The sequence below is a fragment of the Leucobacter insecticola genome (genome assembly GCF_011382965.1).
Classification (GTDB): Bacteria; Actinomycetota; Actinomycetes; order Actinomycetales; family Microbacteriaceae; genus Leucobacter; species Leucobacter insecticola.
In genome coordinates this window covers 239,485-264,294 of record NZ_CP049934.1, presented here as the reverse complement: position 1 = coordinate 264,294, position 24,810 = coordinate 239,485, and the positions used below count along the sequence as shown (strand labels likewise).

Sequence of the window (24,810 nt, the reverse complement as noted above, 5' to 3'; positions counted from 1 at the left end):
TGGGATGTCTACGTAGATTGCCGGGACATTTTGCTGAAGAGGAGCCCGGTTCATACTGGTTTTTGGAAGAGGGGTCGAGAATCTCTCACATTGGAGAGAAACTTGAGTTGTATGGTTCCGTGCCGTGCACGCAAGTTGCGCGGTGGAAACAATACAGGGGAAAGTTTGGCCAGTCTCTTGCGAGCTTGGAGGCCTCTTGGGCGTTTCGATGAAGCCACATAGAGGTAATATTGATGTCGTGGCCTACGTCGATGTGGGGAGCGTCGAACTTTAGGCAAAATGTACATGCAAGGCAAAAGGGGAACGGGGGAATCGTCCGCGATGCTACGTGGTGAAGTGTTTTTGACAGCGATTGATATGCTGCAGAGCGGTCACAGCCTCGAGATTCATGGAACGTATGGTTCAGGTCGAACCCATTTGCTCCAGCGTATCCGCGCGCATTTCATGACGCTTGGGTGGCAGGTTATCGAGATTTCTGGCGTCGAGGCTTATCAGCGTTCGCCCTTCGCTGCGATCGCTATGACAGGACTTACTGATCTTGTGGAAAGCCGCCATGCGCCCGTTGCGGCCGCGGTGCGTGGACTGTCAGAACAGGTCAAGCCCGGTCGCACGGTCATGCTCATTGACGACGCCGATTGGGTGGATGAGGCCTCTTGGGGTGCGTTGAGTGCGGTGAGTTCGAAGCTTGGTGTTCCGGTGCTCTTCACACGCTCGGTGCACTGCGCTGAACCTTTTCGCGGGTTCCGTCCCGCAAACGGATTCACCTTTGTCTACTCGCTCGCGCTCCCGGCGATGAGTTACGCAGAGCTCGAAACAACGCTTGAGCACCATCTTGAGGCGAAGATTGAGGCCTCAACGTTGAGCCGCGTCTATGCGAAGTCTGCGGGCAATATCGGCACGGCTTTGAGTATCGTTGATGCGGGTAAGCGTGGTGGAAATATTCTGCTCGAACACGGCACCCTGCGGGCGACGGGAGAGCTTTGGAGCACCTCGCTCAGCGCCCTCGCAAGGATCATTCTGCAGCCGCTCAGCGGGAAAGATATCAGAGCGCTTCGGGCACTCGCCCTCCTGGGCACGGCGGAGCTTGACACGGCTTCTCGCTTGGTGCCCGAGCGGCAGATCTTTGCGCTGGAAGAGAAGTCATACATCACGCTCTTCGATCAGTCTGAACGACGACACCTCGCTTTGCAGCCGCCGCTTCTCGCGGAGTATTTCCGGCATGAGTCCACCCCGGTCAGCGGGCCAAGGTATTGAGACGCATTGGCGGGTCGCTGAAAGAGCCTGCATCTTGGGGAGAGATCTCGGATTCGGCGCCCGAGGATCACGTGATCATGGTCCGCCTATCCCATGAACGTACGCGCCTGCGCACCCTCAGCGCTCGCGAGCGCTGGCGTCAATCCCCAAATCCGGCGACCGCAGCGAAGTTTCTCACAGCCCTCGAGGCAGACGCCTCGCGCTCGGAAGAGGAACTCCAGTCGCTGATCCTGCACGGCGCCGAACTAGACGGTACTGACGAAGAACGCGCGGAGTGGAGTATCGCCTGGGGGCTCCACCTCATCTATCAGAAGGGCAAGCTCGATGATGGCCTTCGTGCGATTGAGCAGGCCGCGGCGCGAATTCCCTCAGAGGCTCCGCGACTCACGGCGCAGGCCGTTCTTATACAGACGGCATTCGGCGAGATCCCCAAAGAGGAGCCGTTCCCGGCTGTCACAGCGGTTTCTGATGTTCCAGTAGAAGTACTGATTGCTCGGATCCAGTGGCTGCTCGTGAGCGGTCGGGTTGCTGCGGCGGACGGACTCTTGGCCAATTGCGATCTGGGGCTTTCAGCTGAGCCCAGGCTTGTCGGGGCCGCAATATTCACCAAACTTACGATGGGGGACTGGCTCGAAGCCGATCGACTGATCGATCAGCACTTTTCCGCCGCTAGAAGCAGCTTTGACGCCCCACGCCTTCGTGTGTTCGCTTTCTTCAAGGCGCTGTCGGCGTTCTACACGCACCGATTCGAGGATGCCGAGCACGCGCTGGTCGATGCAGCTTCCCTCGGCGTGCCCTCCGCGGAGACACCCGTTTCGTTTGTGGGAACCTCGATCCTCAGCGCTTACTTCGCGGTCCAGCGCGGCCAACGGACTCTCATGAAGCAGCACCTGGGTGCGCTTGATGAACTCGGGTACCCAGAAATAAATCTACCTGCCATGCAGCGCGCTGTCGTGACCGGACGACGACTCGTTCTCGACGGAGACCGCAAGAAAGCGGTGCGCACACTGGTTGACGCGGGCAACGCACTCTGGGAGCGCGGAGCTAAGGTTGCCGCTGCGTACCTCTACCTCGATGGTCTGCAACTTGATCCGGACCCCGAGATGTGGACGGATGTCCACTCCCGTCTGAAGCAGATCGACAGTCCCGTCTTTATGCACTGGACAGAGTTTGTGGATCATCTGGTCTCTCGTGATGTCGAAAGTGTGGCTCGCAGTGTGGCCCGGATCCAGTTTAAGCGCGACGGCATTAACGCCCCGCAGCTTGCCCAGCGAGCCCTGGACGCGCTAGGAGCCGACGTCACTGATAGTCCTGCGCTGCGGGAGCTACAGGCGATCGCCTCGGGCAAAACTCAGGCCGCTCCGACAAACCAGGTCGAACTGACGGCACGGGAGCTCGAAGTTGCGGAGCTTATCGCCTCGGGGCTTTCGAACCCGCGGATCGCCGAAGCCCTCGTTGTCAGCACCAGAACAGTTGAGTCTCACGTCAACCGACTGATGAAGAAGCTTGGTGCGCAACAGCGCAGCGACATTCGTACCTATCTGCTCGCTACTGGCCTCTGGAGTTAACAGACTTCCGTTGCGGCGCGCTGAGAGCTAGGCGCGGGGCACGTCGCTGGGCGCCGCGATCCGCACAGATTCAAGCTGCTCCGCTCGCGTGGGAGCCGCGTGCACGGTCACGAGTTCGTCTACATTTGCGAACTTCGCGAAGGCTTCGAGTTCCGAGCGCACCCGCTCCGGCCCGCCGATCGCCGTGTGCTTCAGCATGCCCCGAATCTCCGTGGCCGCGGGAGTATCAAACAGCTGGGAGGCCTCCTCAACGGTCAGATCCTGCTCCCGCCCGCGTGACAGGAAACGGCGAATCCGGTCGAGTTCGGTGCGCCTAAACAGCGCTTCAGCCTCCGCATCGGTGGCGGCCGCGACCACGTTGATCCCGGCACTCACATAGGGAGTTGGGTGTGCCTGGCTCGGCACGTAGTTGCTGCGGTAATAATCAACGGCCGCGCTGAGTGCTTGGGGTGCGAAGTGCGAGGCAAAAGAGTAGGGGAGCCCGAGCTGCGCGGCGAGGCTCGCGCCGAAGAGGCTCGAGCCGAGGATCGTCAGGGGAACCCGTGTGCCGCGCCCCGGATACGCGTTGACGGCGGTGCGAGGGAGCTCGTCAGAGAGATATCGTTGCAGTTCGATGACGTCGTTCGGAAATGCTTCCGCCGCCTGGTGCGTGCGCCGCAGCGCCCGGAACGTTGCTCCATCGGTGCCGGGAGCACGGCCGAGCCCGAGCCCGATCCTGCCAGGATGTAGTTCGGCGAGCATCCCGAACTGCTCGGCAATGACGAGCGGGGAGTGGTTGGGCAGCATCACGCCGCCTGCCCCCAAGCCGATGGTCGAGGTCTTGGTTGCGATGTGCGCGATCAGCACCGCTGTCGCGCTTGAGGCGATCGAGGGCATGTTGTGGTGTTCCGCGTACCAGACGCGCGAGTAGCCGCTCCGCTCCGCAAGCTGTGCGATCTCGACCGAGTGGCGGAAGGCGTCGGCGATGCTCCCACCCGCTTCGACGGTTGCGAGATCCAGGATCGAGAGCGGGGTTGCGGCCATAGTCGGTGCAACCCTGCCCGATCCTGAGATATTCCCCTGGCCGGAAGGTACGCGTTTTGCGCGAGCATACTCACCTGTTTGCCTCGAACAGCCGGGGTATGATCACAGAATGACCAGTTTCGTATTGCCCCGCGGAGTGCGCCAGCCCGTCGAAACCGACCTTCCGGAGATTGCCGGGCTGCTCGCCGCGGCGTTCTTCGACGATCCGGTGTGGGGGCCGACGTTTCCGGATCCCAAGCAGCGCCTCTCGCAGGCGACCGAGTACTGGTCGTTCATGGCGGCGCAGGGTCTCAGGTGTGACGATTCCCTGGTCGCTGTCGGAGACGACGGTGCGATCAGGGCTGTCGCGATCTGGTTTCCGGAGGGCGAAGACGAAGTCGCCCCCGAATCGCACGAGGACTACGCGGAATTGGTGCGACGATTACTGCCGGCGGATGCCGCGCAGATGCTGTTCGATGTAGGCGACCGTTTCGAAGAAGCAAGACCTACCAAGCCGCACGCGTACCTCTCCCTCCTTGCCGTTGCGCCGGAAGCACGGGGCAAGGGTGAAGGAATGGCGCTGCTGCGATTGTCGATCGAGCGCTACGACGCCTTCGGCATCGACACGTATCTCGAATCTTCAAACCCGGCCAACGATGCCCGCTACGAGAAACAGGGGTATCTACCTCGGGGGCATATAGAAATGCCGAGGGGGCGAAGGTGCAGACCTACTGGCGTGATGCCCGCACCCCCGCCGAGGCTTAGTGTCCTGTGTCGCAAATTCGCTTCACATCTCCCGGCACTCCGGCGGCGCATCGCGTCGTTGTCGTCATTCGACGATGCAACGGCATCGCCTCACTCCTCCGCCTCGCGCCGCATCCAGCGGAGCACCGGGATCTGCAAAGTAACTTGCGACACAGGACACTAGCTCCCGACGAAATCCTTTTCGGACTTCCAGTTCGCCCACTGCCCGCTTTTCTCGAACTCGATGCTGAGGGGCACGTCGGTGCGATCGCGCAGCAGTGTCGCCGCAAAAAGCCCAATGAGGGTAATGAACATCAGGTAGACGGTGATTGCCCAGGTCGTACTGTAGGTCTGTAGCAGGACCTGCGCGATAGTCGGTGCGAATGCCCCGCCGATCACCCCACCGAGCGCGTAGCTGATCGAGATACCCGAATAGCGCAGTGACGCTGGGAAGCTCTCCGCAAACCATACGGCTGCCGGGCCGTAGGTCAGGCCGAGGCCGATCGCGAGCAGGCTGGTGCCGAGGAGCACGTGGAAGGCCCCGCCGTGCTCGACGAACTGGAAGAGCGGCACCACACCCACGGCCTGGATCAGCCACGCAAAGGTCATCAGCTTCTTGCGGCCGAAGCGATCCGAGAGCGGCCCGGAGAGGAAGGTAAAAATGCCCCAGACGAGCGCCGCGGTGAGGACGGCGAGCTGAACTTGCACGGGATCGTAACCGAGTCCTCCCTCCGTCTTGGGTCGTGATGCGAGACCCTGTACGTACCCTCCTGTCAGCATGTAGCCGACGCCGTTGTTGCCAGCGAAGAGCAGTGCGCAGAGGACCACGAGTGGTGTGTGGCGCCGAAACACCTGCACGATGGGGGCGGATCCCAGCTGCTTGCTTTCCTTGATCTCACTGAACACGGGAGACTCGTCTACCGTGCGACGGATAACGAAGCCGACAATGATGAGCACAACGGAGATGAGGAAGGGGACACGCCACCCCCACTCTTCGAACGCCTCGCCGGGCGCGAGCACGCGCATGAGCGCGAGGACTCCCGAGGCGAGTAGCATGCCGAGCGGCACCCCCAGCTGGGGGAAGATGCCGAAGAAGCCGCGCTTGCCCTTGGGAGCGTGCTCGACGGTCATGAGCACGGCGCCGCCCCACTCGCCACCCGCGGAGACGCCCTGCAGAATGCGAAGCAAGATGAGCAGGACGGGGCGGTGATCCCGATCGTCTCGTAAGTGGGAAGTAATCCAATACCGACGGTCGCGATGCCCATGAGGAGCAACGTGATGACGAGCATGGGTCGGCGGCCAAGCTTGTCGCCGAAGTGTCCTGCAAGGAACGCGCCGAGTGGGCGGAACAGGAACGACAGGCCAATCGTGATGAGCGACAGGATCTGCATCATTTCCTCACCAGCTGGCACGAAGAACAGCTTTGCCAGCACGAGGTTCGCGGCGAAGGCGTAGATGAAGAAGTCGTACCACTCGATCGTGGTGCCGATGATCGACGCCGCGACAACCTTGCGACGTTCCTTCGCGGAAGTGCTGGTGGTTGCGGGGGGCGGTGTGAGAGTGGACTCTCGGGCGGTGTACGCCATTTGACATCCTTGTCTAATAATTGAATAAAAGAACGAGAATCAACGCTACACTTGTTGTTAATTTTGATCAAACGTTACGCCGGATTCCCATCAAATCCGCAGATTGTCTTGTGCGGAGACGAAGACCGTATCGGGCGTTCCGCCATCCTTCCGCTGGCGCAAGGGTCGTTTGGTCGGCGATACTGAAACGGTGAGCTTCTCAGAGAACTACAGCCTGACCCTGCTCGATCCCGAGAACCGACTGGAGGACGCGCTGCGGCTCGACGCGTGGGCGTTCCCCATGGAGATCCCGTTTGACGATCTCTTGCGACTGCAACACGCGATCCCGTGGGGGCGGTTCTGGGGTGTTGAAGCTCGTGACTCAAGCGCCTCGTCGGAACTCTCTGGCATGTACGGGGCGCACACCCTCCGCGCCTTCCCCGTGCCGGGCGCGGAGGTCGCCTGTGGCTGGCTCACCTGGGTTGCAGTGCACCCAGCGCATCGCCGCCGGGGCCTACTGCGGTCGATGATGATGCACCACTTCAATGATTGCCGGGAACGCGGTGAGGCGGTCTCCGGCCTTGCCGCGGCTGAGGCGGGAATCTATGGCCGCTTCGGCTACGGTGCGGCAACTCCGCAGATGTCGCTCACCGTGCCACGCGGGGCGGCGCTCCGAGTTGTTGCGGGGAGCGAAGCGCTGACACCGGAGATGCATATCTGGGACCCGGCGCTGCACGGTGACGAGATCGCGCGGCTGCACCGGGACGTCGCACGGCTGCCCGAGGGGATCGGTCGGCCCGGCTGGGTGACCTGGGAGACGCCAGAGCTTCGAGAGTCTTGCGACGAAGACGCTCCCGTCAGGCGTCACGGGCTCGAAGCGCTTCGCGTGCTCATCGTGCGCGATGCGAGCGGCGCGGCCCGCGGCTATGCACGCTTCCGCCGAAAGCCCGTGTGGGATCGCGATAACGCCGAGGGTGTTGTGATCCTGCGCGACATCGTTGCGCTTGATCCGGCGGCTACGCACCTGCTGTGGTCGATTCTGTTGGATTTGGATCTCACCTCACGAGTGGATGCCTCGCTCCTCCCCATCGATGACCCGATTCTGTCGTTGCTTGTTGACGCACGCGCCGCGAAGCCCGTCACTCATGATCTGCACTGGCTACGACTCATTGATGTGCCGCGCGCCCTCGCCGAGCGACGATACGCGGCGCCACTTGACGTGGTGGTCGGTGTGCGTGACGAGCTGATCCCAGAGAATGCCGGGCTGTGGCGAGTACGCGTCAATACGGAAGGGGCCGCGGAGGTAACGCCGAGCGATGTGGATCCTGACTTCACCCTCGATGTGCGGGAGCTTGGCGCTGCGCACCTGGGAACGGTCTCGCTCGCGGCCCTTGCGCAGGCGGGCTTGGTCGAAGTGCACAGACCCGCCGCCCTTGCGCGCGCTGCGACCGCGTGGTCGTGGCCGGTTGCGGCCGGGGCGAACTGGATTCTATAGCGGCTCGCTCGGACGGCGCGAAATGACGAATGTCCCCCAAACCGACGAGTGTTCCCCAAACCCACGTTGTGGAAACCGTCGAAATGGGGGACGCTCGTCGGGTTGGGGGACGCTCGTCTTATTGGAGCCCGGCTGCGGGAACTCGGGGCACGCTACTCCGCGTCAACGATCGACAGCAACAGGTGACCGTTGGGCACCGTCTGCCCGACCGGTGCGTCGATGCCATTCACCACACCGTCGCGGTGGGCGTAGATCGACTGTTCCATCTTCATTGCCTCAAGCACCACGACGAGGTCGCCCTCTGCGACGGCCTGGCCGTCTTCAACCGCGACCTTCACTACGGTTGCCTGCATGGGGGCAGAGACTGAGTCGCCCGTTGCGGAGGCGGTCCCGGATCCCTTGGCCCGCTTCGGGGCGGGGCCGCGGGTGACCTCCTGGTCGACGAGGGGCAGCAGCGTTGCGGGCATGGTGACCTCGACGCGACGGCCGGCAACCTCGACCACCACATTCTGGCGCTTCGGATCGGCGCTGAGCTGTTCAACCTCACCCACCCACGGCTCGATGTTGTTCTCGAACTCGTTCTCGATCCAGAGCGTGTAGACGCCAAAGCGGCCGTCGGTGGCGGTGAACGCGGGATCGCGCACGATCTTGCGGTGGAACGGGAGCACGGTGGGAAGCCCGATCACTTCAAACTCGTCGAGGGCGCGGCGGGCGCGCTCGAGCGCTTGCTCGCGGGTGGCACCGGTGACAATGAGCTTGCCGAGCAGCGAATCGAAAGAACCGGAAACGACGTCGCCCGAGGTGACGCCCGTATCGACGCGCACGCCGGGGCCTGACGCCGCCTTGAACAGGGTGACGGGGCCGGGGGCAGGCAGAAAGCCGTTGCCGGGATCCTCACCGTTGAGCCTGAACTCGAATGAGTGCCCGTGGGCGACCGGATCCGCGTAGTCGATAGCCCCGCCCTCGGCGATGCGGAACTGTTCGCGCACCAGATCGATGCCGGTGATCTCTTCGGACACTGGGTGCTCGACCTGCAGGCGGGTGTTCACCTCGAGGAATGAAACGGTGCCATCGAGCGCAACGAGGAACTCGCAGGTACCAGCACCCACGTAACCGACCTCGCGGAGAATTGCCTTCGAAGCGCGGTACAGTTCGGCGTTCTGCTCATCGGTGAGGAACGGCGCGGGCGCCTCCTCCACGAGCTTCTGGTGGCGGCGCTGCAGTGAACAGTCGCGAGTTGAGATGACGACAACGTTTCCATGCTGGTCAGCGAGGCACTGGGTCTCAACGTGGCGCGGCTTCTCTAGGTATTTCTCGACGAAGCACTCGCCACGTCCGAACGCGGTGATCGCCTCACGGGTGGCCGAATCGAAGAGTTCTGCGATCTCGTCACGCTCGTAGGCGACCTTGAGGCCGCGGCCGCCGCCGCCAAACGCGGCCTTGATCGCGACGGGCAGACCGTGCTCGTCAGCAAAGGCGATGACCTCGGATGCGTCCTTAACGGGATCGCTGGTGCCCGGTGCGAGTGGTGCATTGACCTTCTCGGCGACGTGGCGCGCCGACACTTTGTCTCCGAGTCGTTCGATCGCCTCGGCGCTCGGCCCGATCCAGGTGAGTCCTGCCGCAACAACGGCGCGAGCGAAGTCCGCGTTCTCGGCGAGAAAGCCGTAGCCCGGGTGCACGGCATCAGCGCCGGAACGCCTTGCCACGGCCAGGATCTTGTCGATCACCAGGTAGGTTTCGGCGCTGGTGCTACCGCCGAGGGCATAGGCCTCGTCAGCGAGCTGGGCGTGCATGGCATCCCGATCCTGATCCGCGTACACGGCGACGGAGGCAATGCCGCTGTCTGCGGCGGCACGGATAATGCGGACGGCGATCTCACCGCGGTTGGCGACGAGCACTTTACGAATACGCGACATGAGTTCCAGCCTATTCGAGGGAGGGGGGCAAGCCTTGGATATATTGCACAAAGATTCAAGAGAATCATGTGTGGATGTCGCCCGTGGTTCTGGGTCGCGCTGGGCTGACTTATCTCACTGCCGCTATAGCTCAGGTGTCACAGATGTGTAATAGCCAGCGTTTTGGTACACATCCGTGACACCCGAATTCCGCCCCTGAGCGGGAACCCTGCAAAAGTCAATGGGTTGTGCATTCTTTCACTCAGTGTCGCTGTGGGCTTCGCTGAGTTGGCATGGTGTGTTCACTGCTGATCCACTTTCGGGACACCTTTGGGCAAGCCGGGCCGTGGAGACTCTTGAAACGTAGGACCAAATAGCAACTTTCAGGGAGATACTCTTGCGTCGAATGACTGGAACAAAGCGAACAGTTGGTGTGACACTACGTGCCGCAGGTGCCGTGGTTCTTGCAGTGGCACTTCTCGGCACCTCCGCGTGCTCCGACACCGCGGGAGCAGGCGGGGGCAGTGCGAGTGAACTTGGCAATTCCCTCGAAGAAATCACGAAGCTTGCCAAAGAAGAGGGCAAAGTGCACCTCATCGCTTACCCCGAGAGCTGGGCAAACTACGGGGAATCGTTTGAGGGGTTTACGAACAAGTACGGTATTGAGGTCGAGGTCTCGAACCCTGAAGGGTCGAGCGCCGAGGAGCTCGAAGCCGTGCGGACGCTGCAGGGACAGGCGACACAGCCCGACGTGCTCGACATCGGTGCGACGTTCACGAAGCAGGCCATCGACGAAAACCTTCTCGCCACCTACGTGCCCTCGACCGTCGACGAGGTGCCGAAAGCGCTGAAAGACCCGGATGGCAAATGGGTCGCGGCCTACTACGGCGTGATGAGCATCGGCGTTGACGCGAACAAGGTTGATGTTCCGAAGACCTGGGCTGACCTCAAGGATCCCCAGTACAAGGGGCAAATCGCCATGGGTGACCCGCGAAAGGGTGCATCGCAGCTTGCGGCAGTGTTCGCAGCGGGGCTCGCAAACGGCGGCAGCATCGGCGATATCGAAAAGGGGATCGAGTTCTTCGAGGATCTCGCCGCAGATGGCTACTTGGTCTCGGGTGACACTGGCGCGCAAATGCTTGCGACTGGTGAAGCAGCGGTGGTGCTCGATTGGAACTTCAACTTCCCCGGGATCGTCGAAGAGATGAAGGCGTCCGGGGTCGACCTCCAAGTAACGACGCCATCTGATGGTGTCTACGGAACCTACTACGCGCAGCCTCTGACGATCGACAGCCCGCAGCCGAACGCAGGCGCGCTGTGGATTGAGTGGCTGCTCAGCGACGAGGGAGCAGTGTCCTACGCAAAATCGGGCGCGATCCCGGCTCGTTATCAGTCGCTTGTTGAGCGCGACGCGATCCCGGCGAACGTGCTTGACAAGTTGCCGGACGCGGAAATCGTCGAACAGATCGTTTTCCCGAGCGCCGCCGATAACGAGGCGGCGACGACACTCATCACCGAAGAGTGGGGCGACCGCGTCGCAAGCAAGATGGGTTTCTAAGGGCACCGAATGGCTATCGCGGAATTGAACACGCCGACAGCGGTGCTCCCCGTGTACACGGCGCCGCCGAGCCAGCCGAGCCAGGCGAACGGGACAGGCAAGATCGCGCCGGCTGCAGTTCGGCAGAGCCGACGCCGTGATCTGCGGAACCTCCTCGGATCGCTGCCCTACTTCGCCTTCATTGCACTGTTCCTCGCTGTTCCGCTCGTCGTCACGCTCGTGAAAGCGTTCGTGGGAGCGGACGGGCAGCTCACGTTCGAGAATGTGGCCCAGCTTGGCAAACCCCAGTACCTCGCCGCAGTCCAAAACTCCGTGAACCTGTCGCTTTTCACCGCCGGTGTTGGGGGCATCCTTGGCCTGATACTGGGCTGGGCGCTCACCCAAATGGAACGCCCGGCCTGGCTCCACAGAACCGTCACCTCGCTCGCGGCCGTCGCTTCCCAGATGGGTGGGCCGCCACTGGCGTACGCCTTCATCTCACTCATCGGTGCGCAGGGCCTCTTGACGGTGTGGCTGCAACAACTGTTTGGTTTCTCGCTCAACGAGGTACTGCCGGTGGGCTCGTTCTGGGGAATCGCAGTCGCGTACCTCTACTTTCAAATGCCTCTCATGGCGATTCTCGCGATCCCTGCGATTCAGGGGGTCCGTAAGGAATGGGTGGAAAGCGGGCAGAGCCTCGGTGCCGGGGGCGTTCGCGTGCTGTTCTCGATCGTCATGCCGATCCTGGCGCCCTCGCTGGCGGGAGGTTTCTTGCTGCTGTTCGCGAATGCGTTTAGTGGATACGCGGCCGCGTATGCGATGGCTGGTGGAGCAGCAAACCTCTTGCCCATCTCAATTGGGTACTTCTTATCAGGCAATGTGCTGCTGAATCAGGGGCTTGCGTCGGCGCTCATCAGCGTGATGGTTTTGGTCATGCTTCTCGCCATGGGCCTGCGTGGGGTTCTGCTCAAGCGGGCAACGAGGTGGACCGCATGATCCGACGCGTCCTGCCTGTTTCCGTGCTCCTGGGGTTTCTGATCTGCGCAGTCCTCCCGCTGATCGCGGTCGGGGTCTTCGGGTTCAGTTCCGCGACGACCGGCTTCACCCTCGAACCGGTGCTGGAGTTGCTGCTCACCAAACGCGCAATCGAGCCAATTATGAACACTGTGTTCCTCACGCTCCTCACGGTGGTGGTGGGGTATCTTCTGGTCGTGCCGTCACTCGTCTGGATGCACCTGCGTTCGCCCCGATCGCTGCCGTTGGCCGAGACCGCGTCGCTGCTGCCATACGTGATCCCGGCGATTGCGCTGGTCGGCGGTGTCAATCTCGTGCTGCGGCCGCTGTTTCCGGGGTTCTTCGTCAGTCTCTATAGCCTCGTGCCGTTTTATGTGCTGATGACCCTGCCGTTTCTCTACCGAACAGTCGATAGCGGTCTGCGCTCCCTCGAACTGCCGACGCTCTTCGTGGCAGGCGCGAGCTTAGGGGCAAGTCCCATGCGAACGTTCTTCACCGTCGTCTTGCCGAACTTGCGAGCCTCGATGATATCCGGATCGCTCCTGGTCGTGATGATGGCCTCGGGTGAACTCGTGATGGCCTCGCTTCTGCTGCACAACACCTTTCCGACGCTGCTGATCCAGCTCGGGCAATCGCAGGTCCGACTTGCCGCAGCGCTCAGCTTTATCACCATTGTTGGGTCGTGGCTGATTATGGCTGGGATGGTCGTTGCATCGCGCAACAGAACCGCCGGCTCACGAACTGTCCCGTTAGTTCTTTGAAAGGAATCTCATGGTTTGCTCGAATGATGCCCCGAGTGGGCTCTCGCTTTCTGCAGTGTCCAAGAATTTTGGTGAGAAACAAGTGCTTTGCGGGGTTGAGCTTCATGTGCGTCCCGGCGAACTGATCACGCTGCTGGGCCCCTCAGGATGCGGCAAGTCGACGGCGCTGAAGATCATCGGTGGCTTCGAACAGCCCACGAGCGGTCGCGTCAGCATCAACGACGTTGACGTTACTGACACTCCTGCCAGGCGACGCGGTGCCGGAATTGTCTTCCAGCAGTACTCCCTCTTTCCGCACTTGACGGCGGAACAGAACGTCGAGTTTGGGCTCAAGGTGCGGCGGATCCCTCGGCAGGAACGAAAGGAACGAGTCGCGGAACTCCTTGATCTTGTGGGGCTTGTCGAACACTCGCAGAAGTATCCGCATCAGCTCTCGGGTGGTCAACAGCAGCGGATCGCGCTCGCCCGAGCCCTCGTGGTCGCGCCGGCGGTCCTGCTGCTGGACGAACCTCTCTCGGCGCTCGACGCGATTGTGAGAGACAGGCTGCGCGACGAGATCGTGCGGATCCATCGAGAACGCGGCACCACGACCATCATGGTGACGCACGATCAGGAAGAGGCGCTCGCGATGTCTGACCGCGTCGCTGTGATGCACGCGGGGAGGATCGTGCAACTGGGCACCCCGCAGGAGATCTACCGGCGCCCGGAGTCCTCCTTCGTCGCGGACTTCATCGGGACGATGAACCGCGTCACACCTGAGACCATCACCGATACGAGCGTGCGCGTGTTTGGCAACGTGGTTGCGCGAAGCGAGGTGACCATCGACGCTGCGGGCAAGATCCTCATTCGGCCCGAGGATCTGCGGGTCGTCCCGGGTGGTGCGAGCGGAAAGATTGTCGATGTGACACTGCGCGGAGGCTTTACGAGCCTATACCTCGATACGGTTCAGCAGGTCGTGCCGTTGCGGGTGGACATTCCCACCGGTCGCGCGGGAGAGTTCCGCATCGGCGAGTACGTTGGTGTCGGGCTCGAGCGAACCACACGTCCTCACTCCGGCTTCGCGGCGGCGAAAAATGAGGCACCTGCTGCGTCATTGGCGGGGACGATAGCTGGCATCTCTTCTGAGACGGAGGTGTTGGTATGAGCCAGCTTCCCAATACTCGGTCCCGGTTGAGCGGGGATTCTGATGGCCTCGACGGCGCAGCAACACCGGTTGTGAAGCTGATCCTGATCGGCATCGATGGGCTGCGGATCGACCGGGCCTTCGGAACAGGTCTTGCACCCACCCTTAATGCTCTCGTGGAGACAGGCGGTTTTCTCGAATCCCAGGTCGAGGTACCGACAATTTCCGGGCCAGGCTGGGCCTCGATCCTGACCGGATCCACCCATGCCGAGCACGGGATCCGCGACAACGCCATGCGCGGCAATCGTCTCGCGCAATGCCCGGACTTCCTGACGAAGGCGTGGCAACGGGATCCGAGAACCACGACGTACGTCGCTGCCGGGTGGCCCAATATTGCCGACCCCGCTGGCCTCGGACCGATCATTGCGCACCGACCCGAGCAGCTCGCTCTTGGACAGCACCATATCGTCAGCCTCAACGGAGAACTCTACGGGTACCGTGTCATTGACCCCGAGATTGCTCAGCGGGCTCGCGTCGCAATCGAGTATGGCGGGCCTGACGTGAGTTTTGTTTACTTCTGTCATACGGACGATGCTGGCCACTATTTTGGGGTTCAGACGCGCGAGTACGCAGAGGCCGTGGAACTCACTGATGCGCGGGTTTCGCTCCTGCTGAACGCCATCGATGCCCGTGTTGCTGCACACAATGAGATTTGGATTGTTGCAGTCACCACCGATCACGGCCACGTTGATGAGGGAGGGCACGGCGGAGGCAGCGATAACGAGCGACAGACCTTTCTGCTCGCGAATGTGCGCGGAGGGCAACTTCCCGCGGATTTCCCGTCTGCACTCGAGCCGCACCAGTTCACCGAGTATCTCCTTCGGCTGCGCGAGCAACTCGCCGAAGGTGGGCTTGGGTGAGCAAGCTGCCAGAATGGTCCCATGACCATAGAACTGCGACCAGTCACCATCGTCACCGGAGGCACGCGCGGGATCGGCGCCGCAACTGCCCGGAGGCTAGCTCTGGCAGGGCACGATTTGTATCTGGTGTACCGCAATCGCGAAGATGAGGCACAGCGGGTGGCCTCTGAGTGCCGGGACGAGGGATCTCGGGTCGAGCTTTTGCAGATGGACTTGGGGGATCTCGGTGCGGCGGAGAGAGTTGTACCGGATGCCGTCGATCGTTTCGGTCGCATCACTGGGCTGGTGAATAACGCGGGAATCACGGGGCGCATCGGCAGTTTTCTTGATGCGCCCATCGAGGAGACCGAGCTCGTGTTTCGACTCAATGTGCTCGCGCCCATTGTGCTGACGAGAGCCGCGATCAGGCACATGTCGACGGAGCTTGGCGGATCCGGCGGCTCGATCGTGAATGTCTCCTCGGGTGCTGCGACCAGCGGAGCACCACATACCTACGTTCCCTACTCCATGAGCAAAGCGGCGATCAACATGCTGAGCCTCGGCACCGCGCGCGAGTTCGCGGCCGCCGGGGTGCGGGTGAACACGGTGTCGCCGGGAACGACGCACACCGAGATCCACGCGGATGCCGGCCGCCCCAATGCTCCCGAGGAGCGTGCGAGCAGGATCCCGATGGGTCGCGCCGCCCACCCGGAAGAAATCGCCGGTGCGGTGCTATACCTCCTTGGGCCTGAGTCGAGCTACACGAGCGGAGCGGATATCAGGATCACGGGAGCAAACTAACGCTGCAGTGAGTGAATGTGGCTTCGAGGATCAGTCTGCTGTTCGCATAGAATCGGCGCATGCGTCTGTATCTTGCCTCGACCTCACCCGCCAGGCTTTCCGTGTTGCGCGGTGCGGGGATCGAGCCGATCTGTTTTGCACCCGAGGTTGATGAGGATGCGGCTGTCGCGGCGCGTGAGGCCGAGCTGGGACGCGCGCTTTCAGCGCCGGAGCTGACCGAGTATCTGGGGCGACTCAAAGCCGAAGATGTGGTGCGCAGGCATGGCGTCGCGGGCACGGGTGAAATCGATGGGCTCGTGCTTGGCGGCGATTCGATGTTTCTGCTCGACGGCGAGATCCTGGGCAAGCCCCACCTGCCCGAGGTTGCTCTGAGCCGCGCCCAGCAGCACCGCGGGCAAACAGGAGTGCTGCACTCCGGGCACTGGCTCATTGACCACACCGGCGGCGCGGTACGTGGCGCTGTCGGAGGAGTTGATACAGCGAAAGTGACGCTGTCGGCGGATCTCACCGATGCCGAGCTCGAATCTTACGTCGCAACCGGCGAACCACTCGAGCTCGCAGGTGGTTTCGCGATCGACGGCCTGGCGGGCGCATTCATCGAACGGATCGAGGGATCCCCGAGCTGCGTGATCGGCCTATCGCTGCCGGAGCTGCGCCGTCTCGTGCGCGAGCTTGGTCACGAGTACCCGGCGCTGTGGGGCCCGGCACCCGAGTGAGGTGTGTGCGCATCTCTGTTGATACGCTCCGTCGCGACGAAGCGCTGTTCGTGTAGCGCTGATTGTCTACCCGGCCAGATGCCGTCGCACCACCGCAGTGAGCATTGCGTGGCTGGAATCAGTGCCCCTCCGCCCGGAAGGATCGATGCCGCCAGGTTTGTCAGTACGGCGGTCGAATTGACCACAATGAGGATCTCGTAGAGGAGACTTGTTGCGGCCTCTCGGTCCAGCGAGGGGGCCGCCGCCATCAGCGCATCAACTTTGGTGAGGCACTGGCGCCGGCGGGCTTCCAAGGCGACGGGCTGGGGGAGTTCGAGTGCCTCCCAGTGCAGCAGGCGAGCGAGTGTCTGATCCTGCGCGTGTGACTGCGCGAGCGCGAAGGCGTAGTTGAGAATGGCGGGCTCGCCGACTCCGATCGGCGTATTCGCGCCGGTAACTTCAGCGAGACGCGCCTCCAGGACCGCGGTAAAGAGCCCGGTTTTATTGCCGAAGTACTGGTAGATGCGCTCCTTGTTGACCCCGGCGGCTGCCGCGATACGATCAACCCGTGACCCCGCAAGCCCGTGCGCGGAAAACTCCTGTGCCGCGGTGTCCAGGAGGCGCTGGCGCGTCAGATCGGGGTTTCTTGCCACGAGCAAATTCTACCAACTATTTAGTTGCTAAAAGCGGGTATGGTGGCATACAGTTACCAACTGTACAGTTGGTAACGATTGGAGCACTGATGAAGCCTGGCCTGCCCCCGAGATGGCTGCGTGCACTTGCGACGTGGATCGTCATTTTCCCTCTCGTCGCGTTGGGGCAGTGGCTGATGATCGGTCTGCCGGAGACGGTTCCTCTCGTTCTGCGAGCGTTCATGCTGACCGCGGTCGTTGTGCCAGTCGCGGTCTACGCCGGAGTGCCGCTCGTCTTGAAAGTGCTGTTGCGGCTGAGGCCAAAGCGGACGGAATTGAGCTGAGCGGGTCGGGCATATGGGCCGGGCTCGTTGGTGTGGGACGTGTTGATCGCAATGAGTAGCGTGTCGGCGCGGCCCTCCGCATCGCAATCGAGGTTTACCCGTGACTCTCCGTTCTGCGTCTCGATGACGCCCGGTTCGGTCCTCCCAGCGACGGAGAGGTAGGCGGCATCCGCTTCCGACCCGTAGCAAGGGACATGGCCTCTTGGTCGGAAGCTACCCGCTCCAAATTGCTGGAGAGGTATCTGAAGCGCGGCGTGAATTGACTGCCCATTCACCGCTGGACCCCATAGTTACCCGCTTCGCCGCGTGAGTAACAGGTCCCACGGTCAATGGGCGGTCCTTTGACGATCCGGCGATAGCGCGCGGGGTCGGCGCGCGGCGCGTTGAGCGATTCCTGCGGCGGGATCAGGACCGGCCAGGATCCCGCGCCAGAAGCGCGACAGTGAGGGTTGCGATCGTGTTGCCGTCAGCCAGGTCGACCTCGAGTAGATCCTCGATGAGCGCGATGCGCTGATAGAACACCGATCGTGACAGCCTGGCTTGCTGCGCCGCGAGGGAGCGGTTCGTCGGGTGCGCGAGGTACGCACCGAGCACTCGCAGCAGGTCGCCGCTGTGCCCCGGTCCGGCCCCCGCGTCGTGGGCAAGGAGTGGCCCGAGCGCGTCAGCCGCAAACTCCTGCACGGCCGGAGTCGCCGCCAGACCCCGCATCAGATACGCGAGCGGTTGCCGTTCAGCCTGCTGCACTGCCACGCGGCCAATGGTGGCGGTCGTCGGCAGTGATCCCGCAGCCCGCACCCGCTCAAGCGACGTAATCAGCTCGCCCACCCGCTTCCCGGGCACCCCCAGGCTGAGCCGCGCCCGCCAGGCCGCCGGGGTCGTGTCGGGCAGCAGCATGCTGAGTTCGTGGGCGAGGCGCTGGGCAAGTGCGGGGCCGCGCTCTTTCTCGGTCGGATCGTGCCCGGCGCGCGGGTCGCCCGGGGGAAGGAAAGCAGCGCGAGGAGCGTGCCCTCTTGCCGGGAGCCGGCTTCTGCTGCCGTGCCACCGGATTCCTCGGTGTCGGGGGTCAGGATCGCGGAACCCTCGGGCGCAACGGCCCGCCGCAGCGCCGTCTCGAGAACCGCCCGTTCCAGGCTCGCGTGTGCGCCAAAATCACCGGACCCGCGAAGCGTTGCCCCCACGAGGCTCCGCCCCTCGACCGGCAGCCCTGCGGCCGCGAGCTGCACCGCAAGCTCCGTGTCGCTGCGAAAACGCCCGCCGAGCAGCCTGGCGAACAGTTGCTTCGAGCTGAGTTCCAGCCACTGGTCGGTGTCGCTGTCGGCGAGCCGACCGAGGGCGAGCGCGAATGCCCCCAGCTCAAGCACGGTCTGGCGTCCGGCAGGGTGCGGTTCGCCCGGTAGCGCTGTCAAATACCCCCACTTCGTGCCCCGCGCCTCAACCGGGACTCTCGCTGAGCCGGGCGGAAGTACTGGAGCCTCGTGAGTGCCCTCCGTGAGACTCTGTTTCGCTACCCAGTGCTGCAGCACCTCGACGGCATCGCTCGGCTGCGCGCCCGCTGCCCGCTGCGTTCCCTGCGTTCCCTGGGCCCAAGCGACCACCCGCCCAGCCGAGTCTTCAAGCACGACCGGTGCACCAAGCGTCGCCGCGAGCCGCTCAATCACATAGTCGACGGGGCTGCGGTTGAGCCCCAACTCGGTGAGCATCGCGTGGACCTCGGTGCGGGCCTGCAATGCCTCGGTCTGAGCGGCGAGAATGTGCTGGTGGATCTGCTGCGTGATCTGCACAAACCGTACCGGCTTACGGAGGGTGACGAGGGGATCTGACGCGCCTCACAGCCCGTGATGAGCCGCTCTGGAGCTGCCGCGAAGTGCGCGCCGAGTTCCAAGATCACGGCTGCGGGGCCCGCGCTCGTGAGTGTATCGACGAGCTCGGCGAGACGATCGTCGTCACTTGGCCACCCGGCCCCGGTGGTGAGTAGCAGCTCATCGCCGTCGAGGAACGCCGCCGCGTCGGCCCCGGCGACCACGTGCGCCCAGCGCACAGGCCGTGCGGTGTGGGCGGCCCCGGCGATCAGTTCGGGATCGCCAGCCGCCACCTCGGGAAGTGTGAGGACTGCCGCGACGGTGAGCATGGTGTTGTGCATGGGTGCCTTCCCAACGCCGGTTGAGCGAGCGCTAGCGAGTCGAAACCACGTGTTGACGTGACGTTCTCATACAAAGTGTATGGCACTCGGGCAGATTGGGGACTGTTTGGTGGGGGTGTGATCCTGAACCCAATGGCAGACTTGGTGCATGCGGGTATTTCGATCCCGAACATTATGACCGAAGTGAAGAAAGAAGGCGAGCGAATGGCGCGCATCCCCCACGTTATCGGCGGCGAGAAGATCGATGCTGGCGAGCGGTATCAGCCGGTGTACAACCCCGCGACCGGTGAGCAGCAGCACGAGCTGGGTATCGCCTCGGCCGCAACAGTTGAGCAGGCCATCGCTGCCGCGGCCAAGGCCCTGCCGATGTGGCGCAAGACGAGCCTCACCAAGCGTGCGGATGTGTTCTTCAACCTCCGTCAACTGTTGAAGCAGCGCACCCCCGAGCTCGCGGCGATCGTGACGAGCGAACACGGCAAGGTGCTCTCTGACGCTGCGGGCGAGATCGCGCGTGGGCTTGAAAACGTTGAGTTCGCATCGGGCCTCCTTCACCTGCTGAAGGGCGAGCGCGACGAGCAGGTCTCGACCGGCGTTGACGTGCACTCGGTGAAGCAGCCCGTCGGTGTCGTTGCGGCGATCACGCCGTTCAACTTCCCGGTGATGGTGCCGCTGTGGATGATCGCGAGCGCGATTGCCTGCGGCAACACCGTGGTCTTGAAGCCGTCGGAGCGCGATCCCTCGGCCTCCATTTTCATCGCTGATCTGTTCCGCGAGGCGGGGCTTCCCGACGGCGTGCTCAACGTCGTGAACGGCGACAAGGTTGCCGTTGACACGCTGCTCGACAGCCCGACCGTAAAGGCCGTCAGCTTCGTCGGCTCCACCCCGATCGCGAAGTACATCTACGAGCGCGCGGCAGCCAACGGCAAGCGCGTGCAGGCGCTCGGCGGCGCGAAGAACCACATGATCGTGATGCCCGATGCGGATCTCAACATGGCCGCAGACGCCGCGGTGTCAGCGGCCTACGGCTCGGCAGGCGAGCGCTGCATGGCCGTGTCCGTTGTGGTGGCTGTTGGTGGCGTGGGCGACGAACTCGTCGGCAAGATCGCTGATCGCATGAAGGACCTGAAGATCGGCGACGGCACGGATCCCGCATCCGAGATGGGCCCGCTCATCACCAAGGAGGCGCGCGATCGCGTCGAGTCCTACGTCGCGGGTGCCGAAGCTGAGGGCGGCGTCGTTGTTGTTGACGGCCGCAAGACCCAGTTCGAGGGCAACGGGTTCTTCACGGGCGTCTCGCTCATCGATCACGTCAAGACCGACAGCAAGGTGTACCGCGAAGAGATCTTCGGGCCGGTGCTCGCGATCGTGCGCGTCGACACTTACGAGGAGGGCGTGACCCTCATCAACAACCACCAGTTCGGCAACGGCACCGCGATCTTCACCCGCGACGGCGGCCTCGCACGCCAGTTCGAATTCGAGGTTGAGGCCGGCATGGTTGGCATCAACGTGCCGATCCCCGTGCCCGTTGGATCCTTCTCCTTCGGTGGCTGGAAGGATTCGCTCTTCGGCGATTCACACATCTACGGCCCCGAATCGGTTCACTTCTACACCCGCAGCAAGGTCATCACGACCCGCTGGCCGAACCCCGACCAGTCGAAGGTTGACCTCGGCTTCCCGAGCAACAGCTAACTATTTGAACCGAGAGTGATCGCCGGTTGAGTGAGCGAAGCGAATCGAAACCCCAGGGTGAGCCTTGATTTCGACTCGCGGTCTCGCTCAACCGGCGGATCTGTTCCCAGCTATAGAAAGTAAGGGTAAATATGTCTGACTACACAGATCTCAACGGCACCGCACAGGCGTTCGGCGACACCGACGCGCAGCGCGAGGTCCGCGCAAACGACCGGCAGTACGTCTTCCACTCGTGGTCGGCGCAGGGCCAGATCAACCCGCTACCCATCGCGAAGGGTGAAGGGGCACGGTTCTGGGATTACGACGGTACCGAGTACCTCGATTTCTCGTCGCAGCTCGTCAACTTGAACCTCGGACACCAGCATCCGGGGCTCGTGAAGGCGATCCAGGATCAGGCCGGCCGCATGGCCACGATCCAGCCCGCGATGGCCAACGACGTGCGCGGCGAGCTCGCCAAGCGCATCGTTGAGCACTCCTTCGAGGGCGCCCGCTCGGTGTTCTTCACCAACGGCGGCGCCGAAGCGATCGAGTACGCCGTGCGCCTCGCCCGCCAGTCGAGCGGCAAGCGTAAGATCCTCTCGCGCTACCGTTCGTACCACGGCTCGACCGCGACCGCGATCACCATGACGGGCGAACCCCGCCGCTGGGCGAACGACGTCATCGACGGCGAGGTGGTGCACTTCTTTGGCCCCTACGCTTACCGCAGTGCGTTCTGGGCGTCGACGCCTGAAGAGGAAGCCGAGCGGGCGCTCGCGCACCTCGAGCAGCAGATCCAGCTCGAGGGTGCCAGCACCATTGCCGCGATTGTGCTTGAGACCGTTACCGGCACCAATGGTGTGCTCGTGCCGCCGCCCGGCTACCTGCCCGGCGTCCGTGCACTGTGCGACAAGTACGGCATCCTCATGATCTGCGATGAGGTCATGGTCGGCTTTGGCCGCACCGGTGAGTGGTTCGCGTATCAGGGCTTTGGCGTGACACCCGACCTCGTGACCTTTGCGAAGGGCGTCAACTCGGGCTACGTGCCACTGGGTGGCGTGGTGATCTCCGAGAAGATCCACGACGCGTTTGCCGACCGCGTGTTCCCCGGCGGACTGACCTACTCGGGGCACCCGCTCGCGTGCGCCGCGGGTGTTGCGACGTTCGACATTTTCGAAGAAGAGGGCATCATTGAGCGGGTGCGGGATCTCGGCTCGCGGGTCGTTGAGCCGCGCCTGCGCGAGATGGCCGCGAAGCACCCCTCGGTGGGGGAGTACCGCGGCAAGGGCCTGTTCTGGGCGCTTGAATTGGTGCTGGATCGCGAGACCCGTGAACCGCTCGTGCCGTTCAACGCGGCGGGCGAGGCTGCGGCCCCGTTCAACGCGGTCGTGGCGGCGTGCAAGGCCGCGGGTCTGTGGCCGTTCGCTGCGGGCAACCGCCTGCAGATCGCGCCGCCGCTGATCATCTCGGAAGAGGATCTGGTGAAGGGCCTCGACATCATCGACGCCGCGCTCGACGTCGCTGACGGGTACACGCGCTGATCTTCTTGGTGCGTTGACGGCTACGTCACGAAGACACGAGGGGCGCGGATCACGATGGTGATCCGCGCCCTTCGTGTCTGTACTGTAAGCCTGTTAGCCGGCGCGGGTCCCCGTGAGGGGATCGAGAGGTCTGAAGCCTACGAGCTGTTGTCAAGTGTGCACCAAACCGGATGGGTCAGTTGCGCAGGGAGAAATCTGCGGTCTCGAGGCGCTGTTTCATGTGTGTCAAGAATCTGGCCGCATCCGCGCCGTCGACGAGTCGATGGTCATAGCTCAGAGAAAGATACATCATGTCTCGAATGACGATCGTTTCGCCAAGTTGTGGATCGTTTGCGACGATGGGGCGCCTCACGAGTGCGCCGGTGCCGAGAATTGCCACTTGAGGTTGATTGACTATTGGCGTATCCATGAGGGTGCCAACGGATCCGTAGTTAGTGATCGTGAAGGATCCACCAGAGAGATCTGCAGCGGTGATTTTGCCGCTCTGCGCACGTGCGGCGACATCCCCAATGCTCAGAGCTAGCTCGGTGATGCTCTGAACGCCAGCATTTGGGATCACTGGAACGAGTAAACCGCGAGGTGTATCGACCGCTATGCCTATGTTCTCCGCCTCGGGATAGTTGATTAGGCCTGCCTCCAGATCAAGCGTTGCGTTCAGTTTTGGGAATTGCTGCAGTGCTTCGGTCGCTGCTTTGGTGATGAAAGGGAGATAGCTAAGGCCCGCGCCTTCGCGCGCCTTAAATGCAGCCTTCTCGGCATTGCGTATCTCCGAGATTCCCGAGAGATCTACTTCAACTGTGGCGGTGAGTTGAGCTGAAACCCGCAGTGATTCCAACATTCGCCTCGCGATTGTGGCGCGAATACGGGACACCTTTTCGGTTGTCCCGTAAGTGTGGCTAGCTGGATTCTTGTCTTCGGTAGGTCCGCGGCTAGGGGTGGAATTGTTCACGGATACGTCCTCATTGATGTTGGCGCGTGAGCTGTTGGAAGGGTTGCGGGATCGAGCTACTCTGGTCCAACCAGGGTAGCATTCCGTGAACGGCGTGTGTTGTGATTGGGCTCAACGGGTGGAGGAGGCGAGGCATTGGGTGACGTGTTTTTGACTATTGCGCCCCTCTTCATCTTGTTCAGTGTGGGAATAGTTGCTGGATTTGTGAAGCGCTTTCAAGGCGCCTACACAGGGCTCAGTGTTTTTGTTTACTATTTTTCGCTGCCTGCCTACATTTTTAGGCTGTTGCGAATGCCCCGATGTCCAGTGGTATTCCTGCCGCATTTGTGTGGCTCTCGCTCGGATCCTCATCGGGGGTGTTCCTGATCGTCTACCTTGTTGCCAGGCAGAAGCGAGTGAGGCCGCGGTCCCTGGCGAGGAATCCACTTCCTGGGCCGCTCGCCGTCGCTTCCACCTATGGAAATGTCGGGTACCTTGGCATCCCGGTTGCGGTAAGCATCTTCGGCGCCGAGGCTGCACTGGCTGCCTCAATTGGCCAGTTGATTCATAATCTTCTTTTCATGGTGGGATACCCACTGTTGAGCTCAGTTGAAAACCGCAGTTCGTCATTTCAAGGTAACTACCGTGATCTGGGCCGCACGACCTGGCGGGTCTTGAAACGTTCCTTGGTGCTGAACCCGATTGTGCTGAGTGTTGCAGCGGGCCTAGTTGTTGGCCGCCTCGGGGTTCAGGCGCCGGAGGTGTTCAGTATGACCATCGGAATGTTCGGGAATGCCGCCGTGCCGGTGGCAATGTTCGCAGTGGGGCTGACAGTGAAATCGGCGCTCAATGCCATTCGGTCTGGCGGAATCCCAATCGTCGCGGTGGGTGTTGCCTCAGCTGTGAAACTCCTGGTTCTGCCGCTTGCGACGCTGGGGCTTGCTGCGGTGATTAGCGGGGATCTCGGCCCAATGTGGGTGGCCGTGGCTGTGGTTATGGCCGCGATGCCAGTGTCCTCATCTGCTAGCATCCTTGCTTTTGAACATGACGGTGACGCGCGCCTTGTCTCAGCGGTGACAGTGGTGACCAGTCTTTGTGCTGTCTTCACGATTCCGCTGATGATCGCGATCCTTCGCTAGTTCATGTTTCACCAGGACCCAGCCACAACCGGATTGTCACGGTTCTATAACGGAACATGTGTGTG

23 protein-coding genes are annotated in these 24,810 nt (G+C 62.5%); 15 read left to right on the top strand and 8 right to left on the bottom strand.

Features of this window, described 5'->3' with window-relative positions:
- Positions 1–444 precede the first annotated feature (444 nt).
- Together G7067_RS01185 and G7067_RS13735 are read left to right on the top strand one after the other, a co-directional pair.
- Complete coding sequence (locus tag G7067_RS01185) at positions 445–1,254, top strand: hypothetical protein (protein WP_166321385.1); 810 nt, start codon at positions 445–447, stop codon at positions 1,252–1,254.
- Between the two features lie 77 nt (positions 1,255–1,331).
- Positions 1,332–2,822, top strand: a complete 1,491-nt coding sequence (locus G7067_RS13735) for a helix-turn-helix transcriptional regulator (protein ID WP_205881172.1) — start codon at positions 1,332–1,334, stop codon at positions 2,820–2,822.
- Between the two features lie 27 nt (positions 2,823–2,849).
- Here the strand turns inward: G7067_RS13735 and G7067_RS01175 are convergent, their stop codons facing one another.
- Positions 2,850–3,845, bottom strand: a complete 996-nt coding sequence (locus G7067_RS01175) for an LLM class flavin-dependent oxidoreductase (protein WP_166321384.1) — start codon at positions 3,843–3,845, stop codon at positions 2,850–2,852.
- A 109-nt stretch (positions 3,846–3,954) separates the two neighbouring features.
- Here G7067_RS01175 and G7067_RS01170 point away from each other — a divergent pair, with 109 nt between their 5' ends.
- On the top strand, positions 3,955–4,752 hold the full coding sequence (locus G7067_RS01170) for a GNAT family N-acetyltransferase (RefSeq protein ID WP_166321383.1): 798 nt from the start codon (positions 3,955–3,957) through the stop codon (positions 4,750–4,752).
- Here the strand turns inward: G7067_RS01170 and G7067_RS01165 are convergent.
- Complete coding sequence (locus G7067_RS01165) at positions 4,749–5,756, bottom strand: MFS transporter (RefSeq protein WP_341872847.1); 1,008 nt, start codon at positions 5,754–5,756, stop codon at positions 4,749–4,751. The two genes, G7067_RS01170 and G7067_RS01165, sit on opposite strands and share 4 nt — an antisense overlap.
- Positions 5,696–6,154, bottom strand: coding sequence for an MFS transporter (locus G7067_RS14775; RefSeq protein ID WP_341872846.1), 459 nt, complete (start codon positions 6,152–6,154; stop codon positions 5,696–5,698). The genes G7067_RS01165 and G7067_RS14775 overlap by 61 nt, the downstream gene beginning before the upstream one ends.
- 190 nt (positions 6,155–6,344) lie before the next feature.
- Here G7067_RS14775 and G7067_RS01160 point away from each other — a divergent pair, with 190 nt between their 5' ends.
- The gene (locus G7067_RS01160) at positions 6,345–7,628 is read left to right on the top strand and encodes a GNAT family N-acetyltransferase (protein WP_166321382.1); all 1,284 of its coding nucleotides are present in this window, start codon (positions 6,345–6,347) and stop codon (positions 7,626–7,628) included.
- A 152-nt stretch (positions 7,629–7,780) separates the two neighbouring features.
- Here the strand turns inward: G7067_RS01160 and G7067_RS01155 are convergent, their stop codons facing one another.
- Entirely contained in the window at positions 7,781–9,547 is a 1,767-nt protein-coding gene (locus tag G7067_RS01155; protein WP_166321381.1) for an acetyl/propionyl/methylcrotonyl-CoA carboxylase subunit alpha, read from the bottom strand.
- 385 nt (positions 9,548–9,932) lie between these two features.
- On the opposite strand from G7067_RS01155, the gene G7067_RS01150 reads away from it, so the two are divergent.
- Genes G7067_RS01150 through G7067_RS01120 form a run of 7 tightly spaced genes read left to right on the top strand, consistent with a single transcriptional unit; the run spans position 9,933 to position 16,377 of the window.
- Positions 9,933–11,084 (top strand): ABC transporter substrate-binding protein, encoded by a 1,152-nt coding sequence (locus G7067_RS01150; protein WP_166321380.1) that lies wholly within the window; start codon positions 9,933–9,935, stop codon positions 11,082–11,084.
- A 9-nt stretch (positions 11,085–11,093) separates the two neighbouring features.
- Positions 11,094–12,059 carry an ABC transporter permease gene (locus tag G7067_RS01145; protein ID WP_166321379.1) on the top strand — a complete coding sequence of 322 codons (966 nt, stop codon included), beginning with the start codon at positions 11,094–11,096 and terminating at the stop codon, positions 12,057–12,059.
- Positions 12,056–12,838 (top strand): ABC transporter permease, encoded by a 783-nt coding sequence (locus G7067_RS01140; protein WP_166321378.1) that lies wholly within the window; start codon positions 12,056–12,058, stop codon positions 12,836–12,838. The genes G7067_RS01145 and G7067_RS01140 overlap by 4 nt, the downstream gene beginning before the upstream one ends.
- Positions 12,839–12,848: 10 nt before the next feature.
- Positions 12,849–13,982 carry an ABC transporter ATP-binding protein gene (locus G7067_RS01135; RefSeq protein ID WP_166321377.1) on the top strand — a complete coding sequence of 378 codons (1,134 nt, stop codon included), beginning with the start codon at positions 12,849–12,851 and terminating at the stop codon, positions 13,980–13,982.
- On the top strand, positions 13,979–14,881 hold the full coding sequence (locus G7067_RS01130) for an alkaline phosphatase family protein (RefSeq protein ID WP_166321376.1): 903 nt from the start codon (positions 13,979–13,981) through the stop codon (positions 14,879–14,881). Before G7067_RS01135 ends, G7067_RS01130 begins: the two co-directional genes overlap by 4 nt.
- A 21-nt stretch (positions 14,882–14,902) precedes the next feature.
- On the top strand, positions 14,903–15,661 hold the full coding sequence (locus tag G7067_RS01125; protein ID WP_205881171.1) for an SDR family NAD(P)-dependent oxidoreductase: 759 nt from the start codon (positions 14,903–14,905) through the stop codon (positions 15,659–15,661).
- Between the two features lie 59 nt (positions 15,662–15,720).
- Entirely contained in the window at positions 15,721–16,377 is a 657-nt protein-coding gene (locus G7067_RS01120; RefSeq protein WP_166321375.1) for a Maf family protein, read from the top strand.
- Here G7067_RS01120 and G7067_RS01115 read toward each other — a convergent pair.
- A complete protein-coding gene (locus G7067_RS01115) occupies positions 16,338–17,009 on the bottom strand; it encodes a TetR/AcrR family transcriptional regulator (protein ID WP_166321374.1) in 672 nt (223 codons plus the stop codon). The two genes, G7067_RS01120 and G7067_RS01115, sit on opposite strands and share 40 nt — an antisense overlap.
- Positions 17,010–17,077: 68 nt before the next feature.
- Between G7067_RS01115 and G7067_RS01110 the strand changes: the two genes are divergently transcribed.
- Complete coding sequence (locus G7067_RS01110) at positions 17,078–17,332, top strand: putative antibiotic biosynthesis monooxygenase (RefSeq protein ID WP_166321373.1); 255 nt, start codon at positions 17,078–17,080, stop codon at positions 17,330–17,332.
- Positions 17,333–17,737: 405 nt separating this feature from the next.
- Here G7067_RS01110 and G7067_RS13930 read toward each other — a convergent pair whose 3' ends face one another.
- Positions 17,738–18,226 (bottom strand): helix-turn-helix domain-containing protein, encoded by a 489-nt coding sequence (locus G7067_RS13930; protein ID WP_244301169.1) that lies wholly within the window; start codon positions 18,224–18,226, stop codon positions 17,738–17,740.
- 760 nt (positions 18,227–18,986) lie between these two features.
- The gene (locus tag G7067_RS13925; RefSeq protein ID WP_244301168.1) at positions 18,987–19,472 is read right to left on the bottom strand and encodes a PucR family transcriptional regulator ligand-binding domain-containing protein; all 486 of its coding nucleotides are present in this window, start codon (positions 19,470–19,472) and stop codon (positions 18,987–18,989) included.
- A gap of 204 nt (positions 19,473–19,676) precedes the next feature.
- On the opposite strand from G7067_RS13925, the gene G7067_RS01100 reads away from it, so the two are divergent.
- On the top strand, positions 19,677–21,161 hold the full coding sequence (locus tag G7067_RS01100) for a CoA-acylating methylmalonate-semialdehyde dehydrogenase (protein WP_166325564.1): 1,485 nt from the start codon (positions 19,677–19,679) through the stop codon (positions 21,159–21,161).
- 131 nt (positions 21,162–21,292) lie between these two features.
- Entirely contained in the window at positions 21,293–22,678 is a 1,386-nt protein-coding gene (locus tag G7067_RS01095; protein ID WP_166321372.1) for an aspartate aminotransferase family protein, read from the top strand.
- A 175-nt stretch (positions 22,679–22,853) separates the two neighbouring features.
- Here the strand turns inward: G7067_RS01095 and G7067_RS01090 are convergent, their stop codons facing one another.
- Positions 22,854–23,516, bottom strand: a complete 663-nt coding sequence (locus G7067_RS01090) for a 2-oxo acid dehydrogenase subunit E2 (protein WP_205881170.1) — start codon at positions 23,514–23,516, stop codon at positions 22,854–22,856.
- Positions 23,517–23,926: 410 nt separating this feature from the next.
- Here G7067_RS01090 and G7067_RS01085 point away from each other — a divergent pair, with 410 nt between their 5' ends.
- Positions 23,927–24,745, top strand: a complete 819-nt coding sequence (locus G7067_RS01085) for an AEC family transporter (protein ID WP_166321371.1) — start codon at positions 23,927–23,929, stop codon at positions 24,743–24,745.
- Positions 24,746–24,810: the final 65 nt, after the last annotated feature.

Coding starts and splice junctions, on each gene's coding strand:
- G7067_RS13925 (WP_244301168.1), bottom strand. CDS start 19,472: ATGCACAACACCATGCTCACCGTCGCGGCAGTCCTCACACTTCCCGAG.
- G7067_RS01170 (WP_166321383.1), top strand. CDS start 3,955: ATGACCAGTTTCGTATTGCCCCGCGGAGTGCGCCAGCCCGTCGAAACC.
- G7067_RS13930 (WP_244301169.1), bottom strand. CDS start 18,226: ATGCTGCTGCCCGACACGACCCCGGCGGCCTGGCGGGCGCGGCTCAGC.
- G7067_RS13735 (WP_205881172.1), top strand. CDS start 1,332: ATGGTCCGCCTATCCCATGAACGTACGCGCCTGCGCACCCTCAGCGCT.
- G7067_RS01150 (WP_166321380.1), top strand. CDS start 9,933: ATGACTGGAACAAAGCGAACAGTTGGTGTGACACTACGTGCCGCAGGT.
- G7067_RS01140 (WP_166321378.1), top strand. CDS start 12,056: ATGATCCGACGCGTCCTGCCTGTTTCCGTGCTCCTGGGGTTTCTGATC.
- G7067_RS01095 (WP_166321372.1), top strand. CDS start 21,293: ATGTCTGACTACACAGATCTCAACGGCACCGCACAGGCGTTCGGCGAC.
- G7067_RS01145 (WP_166321379.1), top strand. CDS start 11,094: ATGGCTATCGCGGAATTGAACACGCCGACAGCGGTGCTCCCCGTGTAC.
- G7067_RS01125 (WP_205881171.1), top strand. CDS start 14,903: ATGACCATAGAACTGCGACCAGTCACCATCGTCACCGGAGGCACGCGC.
- G7067_RS01090 (WP_205881170.1), bottom strand. CDS start 23,516: ATGTTGGAATCACTGCGGGTTTCAGCTCAACTCACCGCCACAGTTGAA.
- G7067_RS14775 (WP_341872846.1), bottom strand. CDS start 6,154: ATGGCGTACACCGCCCGAGAGTCCACTCTCACACCGCCCCCCGCAACC.
- G7067_RS01185 (WP_166321385.1), top strand. CDS start 445: ATGACGCTTGGGTGGCAGGTTATCGAGATTTCTGGCGTCGAGGCTTAT.
- G7067_RS01085 (WP_166321371.1), top strand. CDS start 23,927: ATGTCCAGTGGTATTCCTGCCGCATTTGTGTGGCTCTCGCTCGGATCC.
- G7067_RS01120 (WP_166321375.1), top strand. CDS start 15,721: ATGCGTCTGTATCTTGCCTCGACCTCACCCGCCAGGCTTTCCGTGTTG.
- G7067_RS01175 (WP_166321384.1), bottom strand. CDS start 3,845: ATGGCCGCAACCCCGCTCTCGATCCTGGATCTCGCAACCGTCGAAGCG.
- G7067_RS01130 (WP_166321376.1), top strand. CDS start 13,979: ATGAGCCAGCTTCCCAATACTCGGTCCCGGTTGAGCGGGGATTCTGAT.
- G7067_RS01155 (WP_166321381.1), bottom strand. CDS start 9,547: ATGTCGCGTATTCGTAAAGTGCTCGTCGCCAACCGCGGTGAGATCGCC.
- G7067_RS01135 (WP_166321377.1), top strand. CDS start 12,849: ATGGTTTGCTCGAATGATGCCCCGAGTGGGCTCTCGCTTTCTGCAGTG.
- G7067_RS01100 (WP_166325564.1), top strand. CDS start 19,677: ATGGCGCGCATCCCCCACGTTATCGGCGGCGAGAAGATCGATGCTGGC.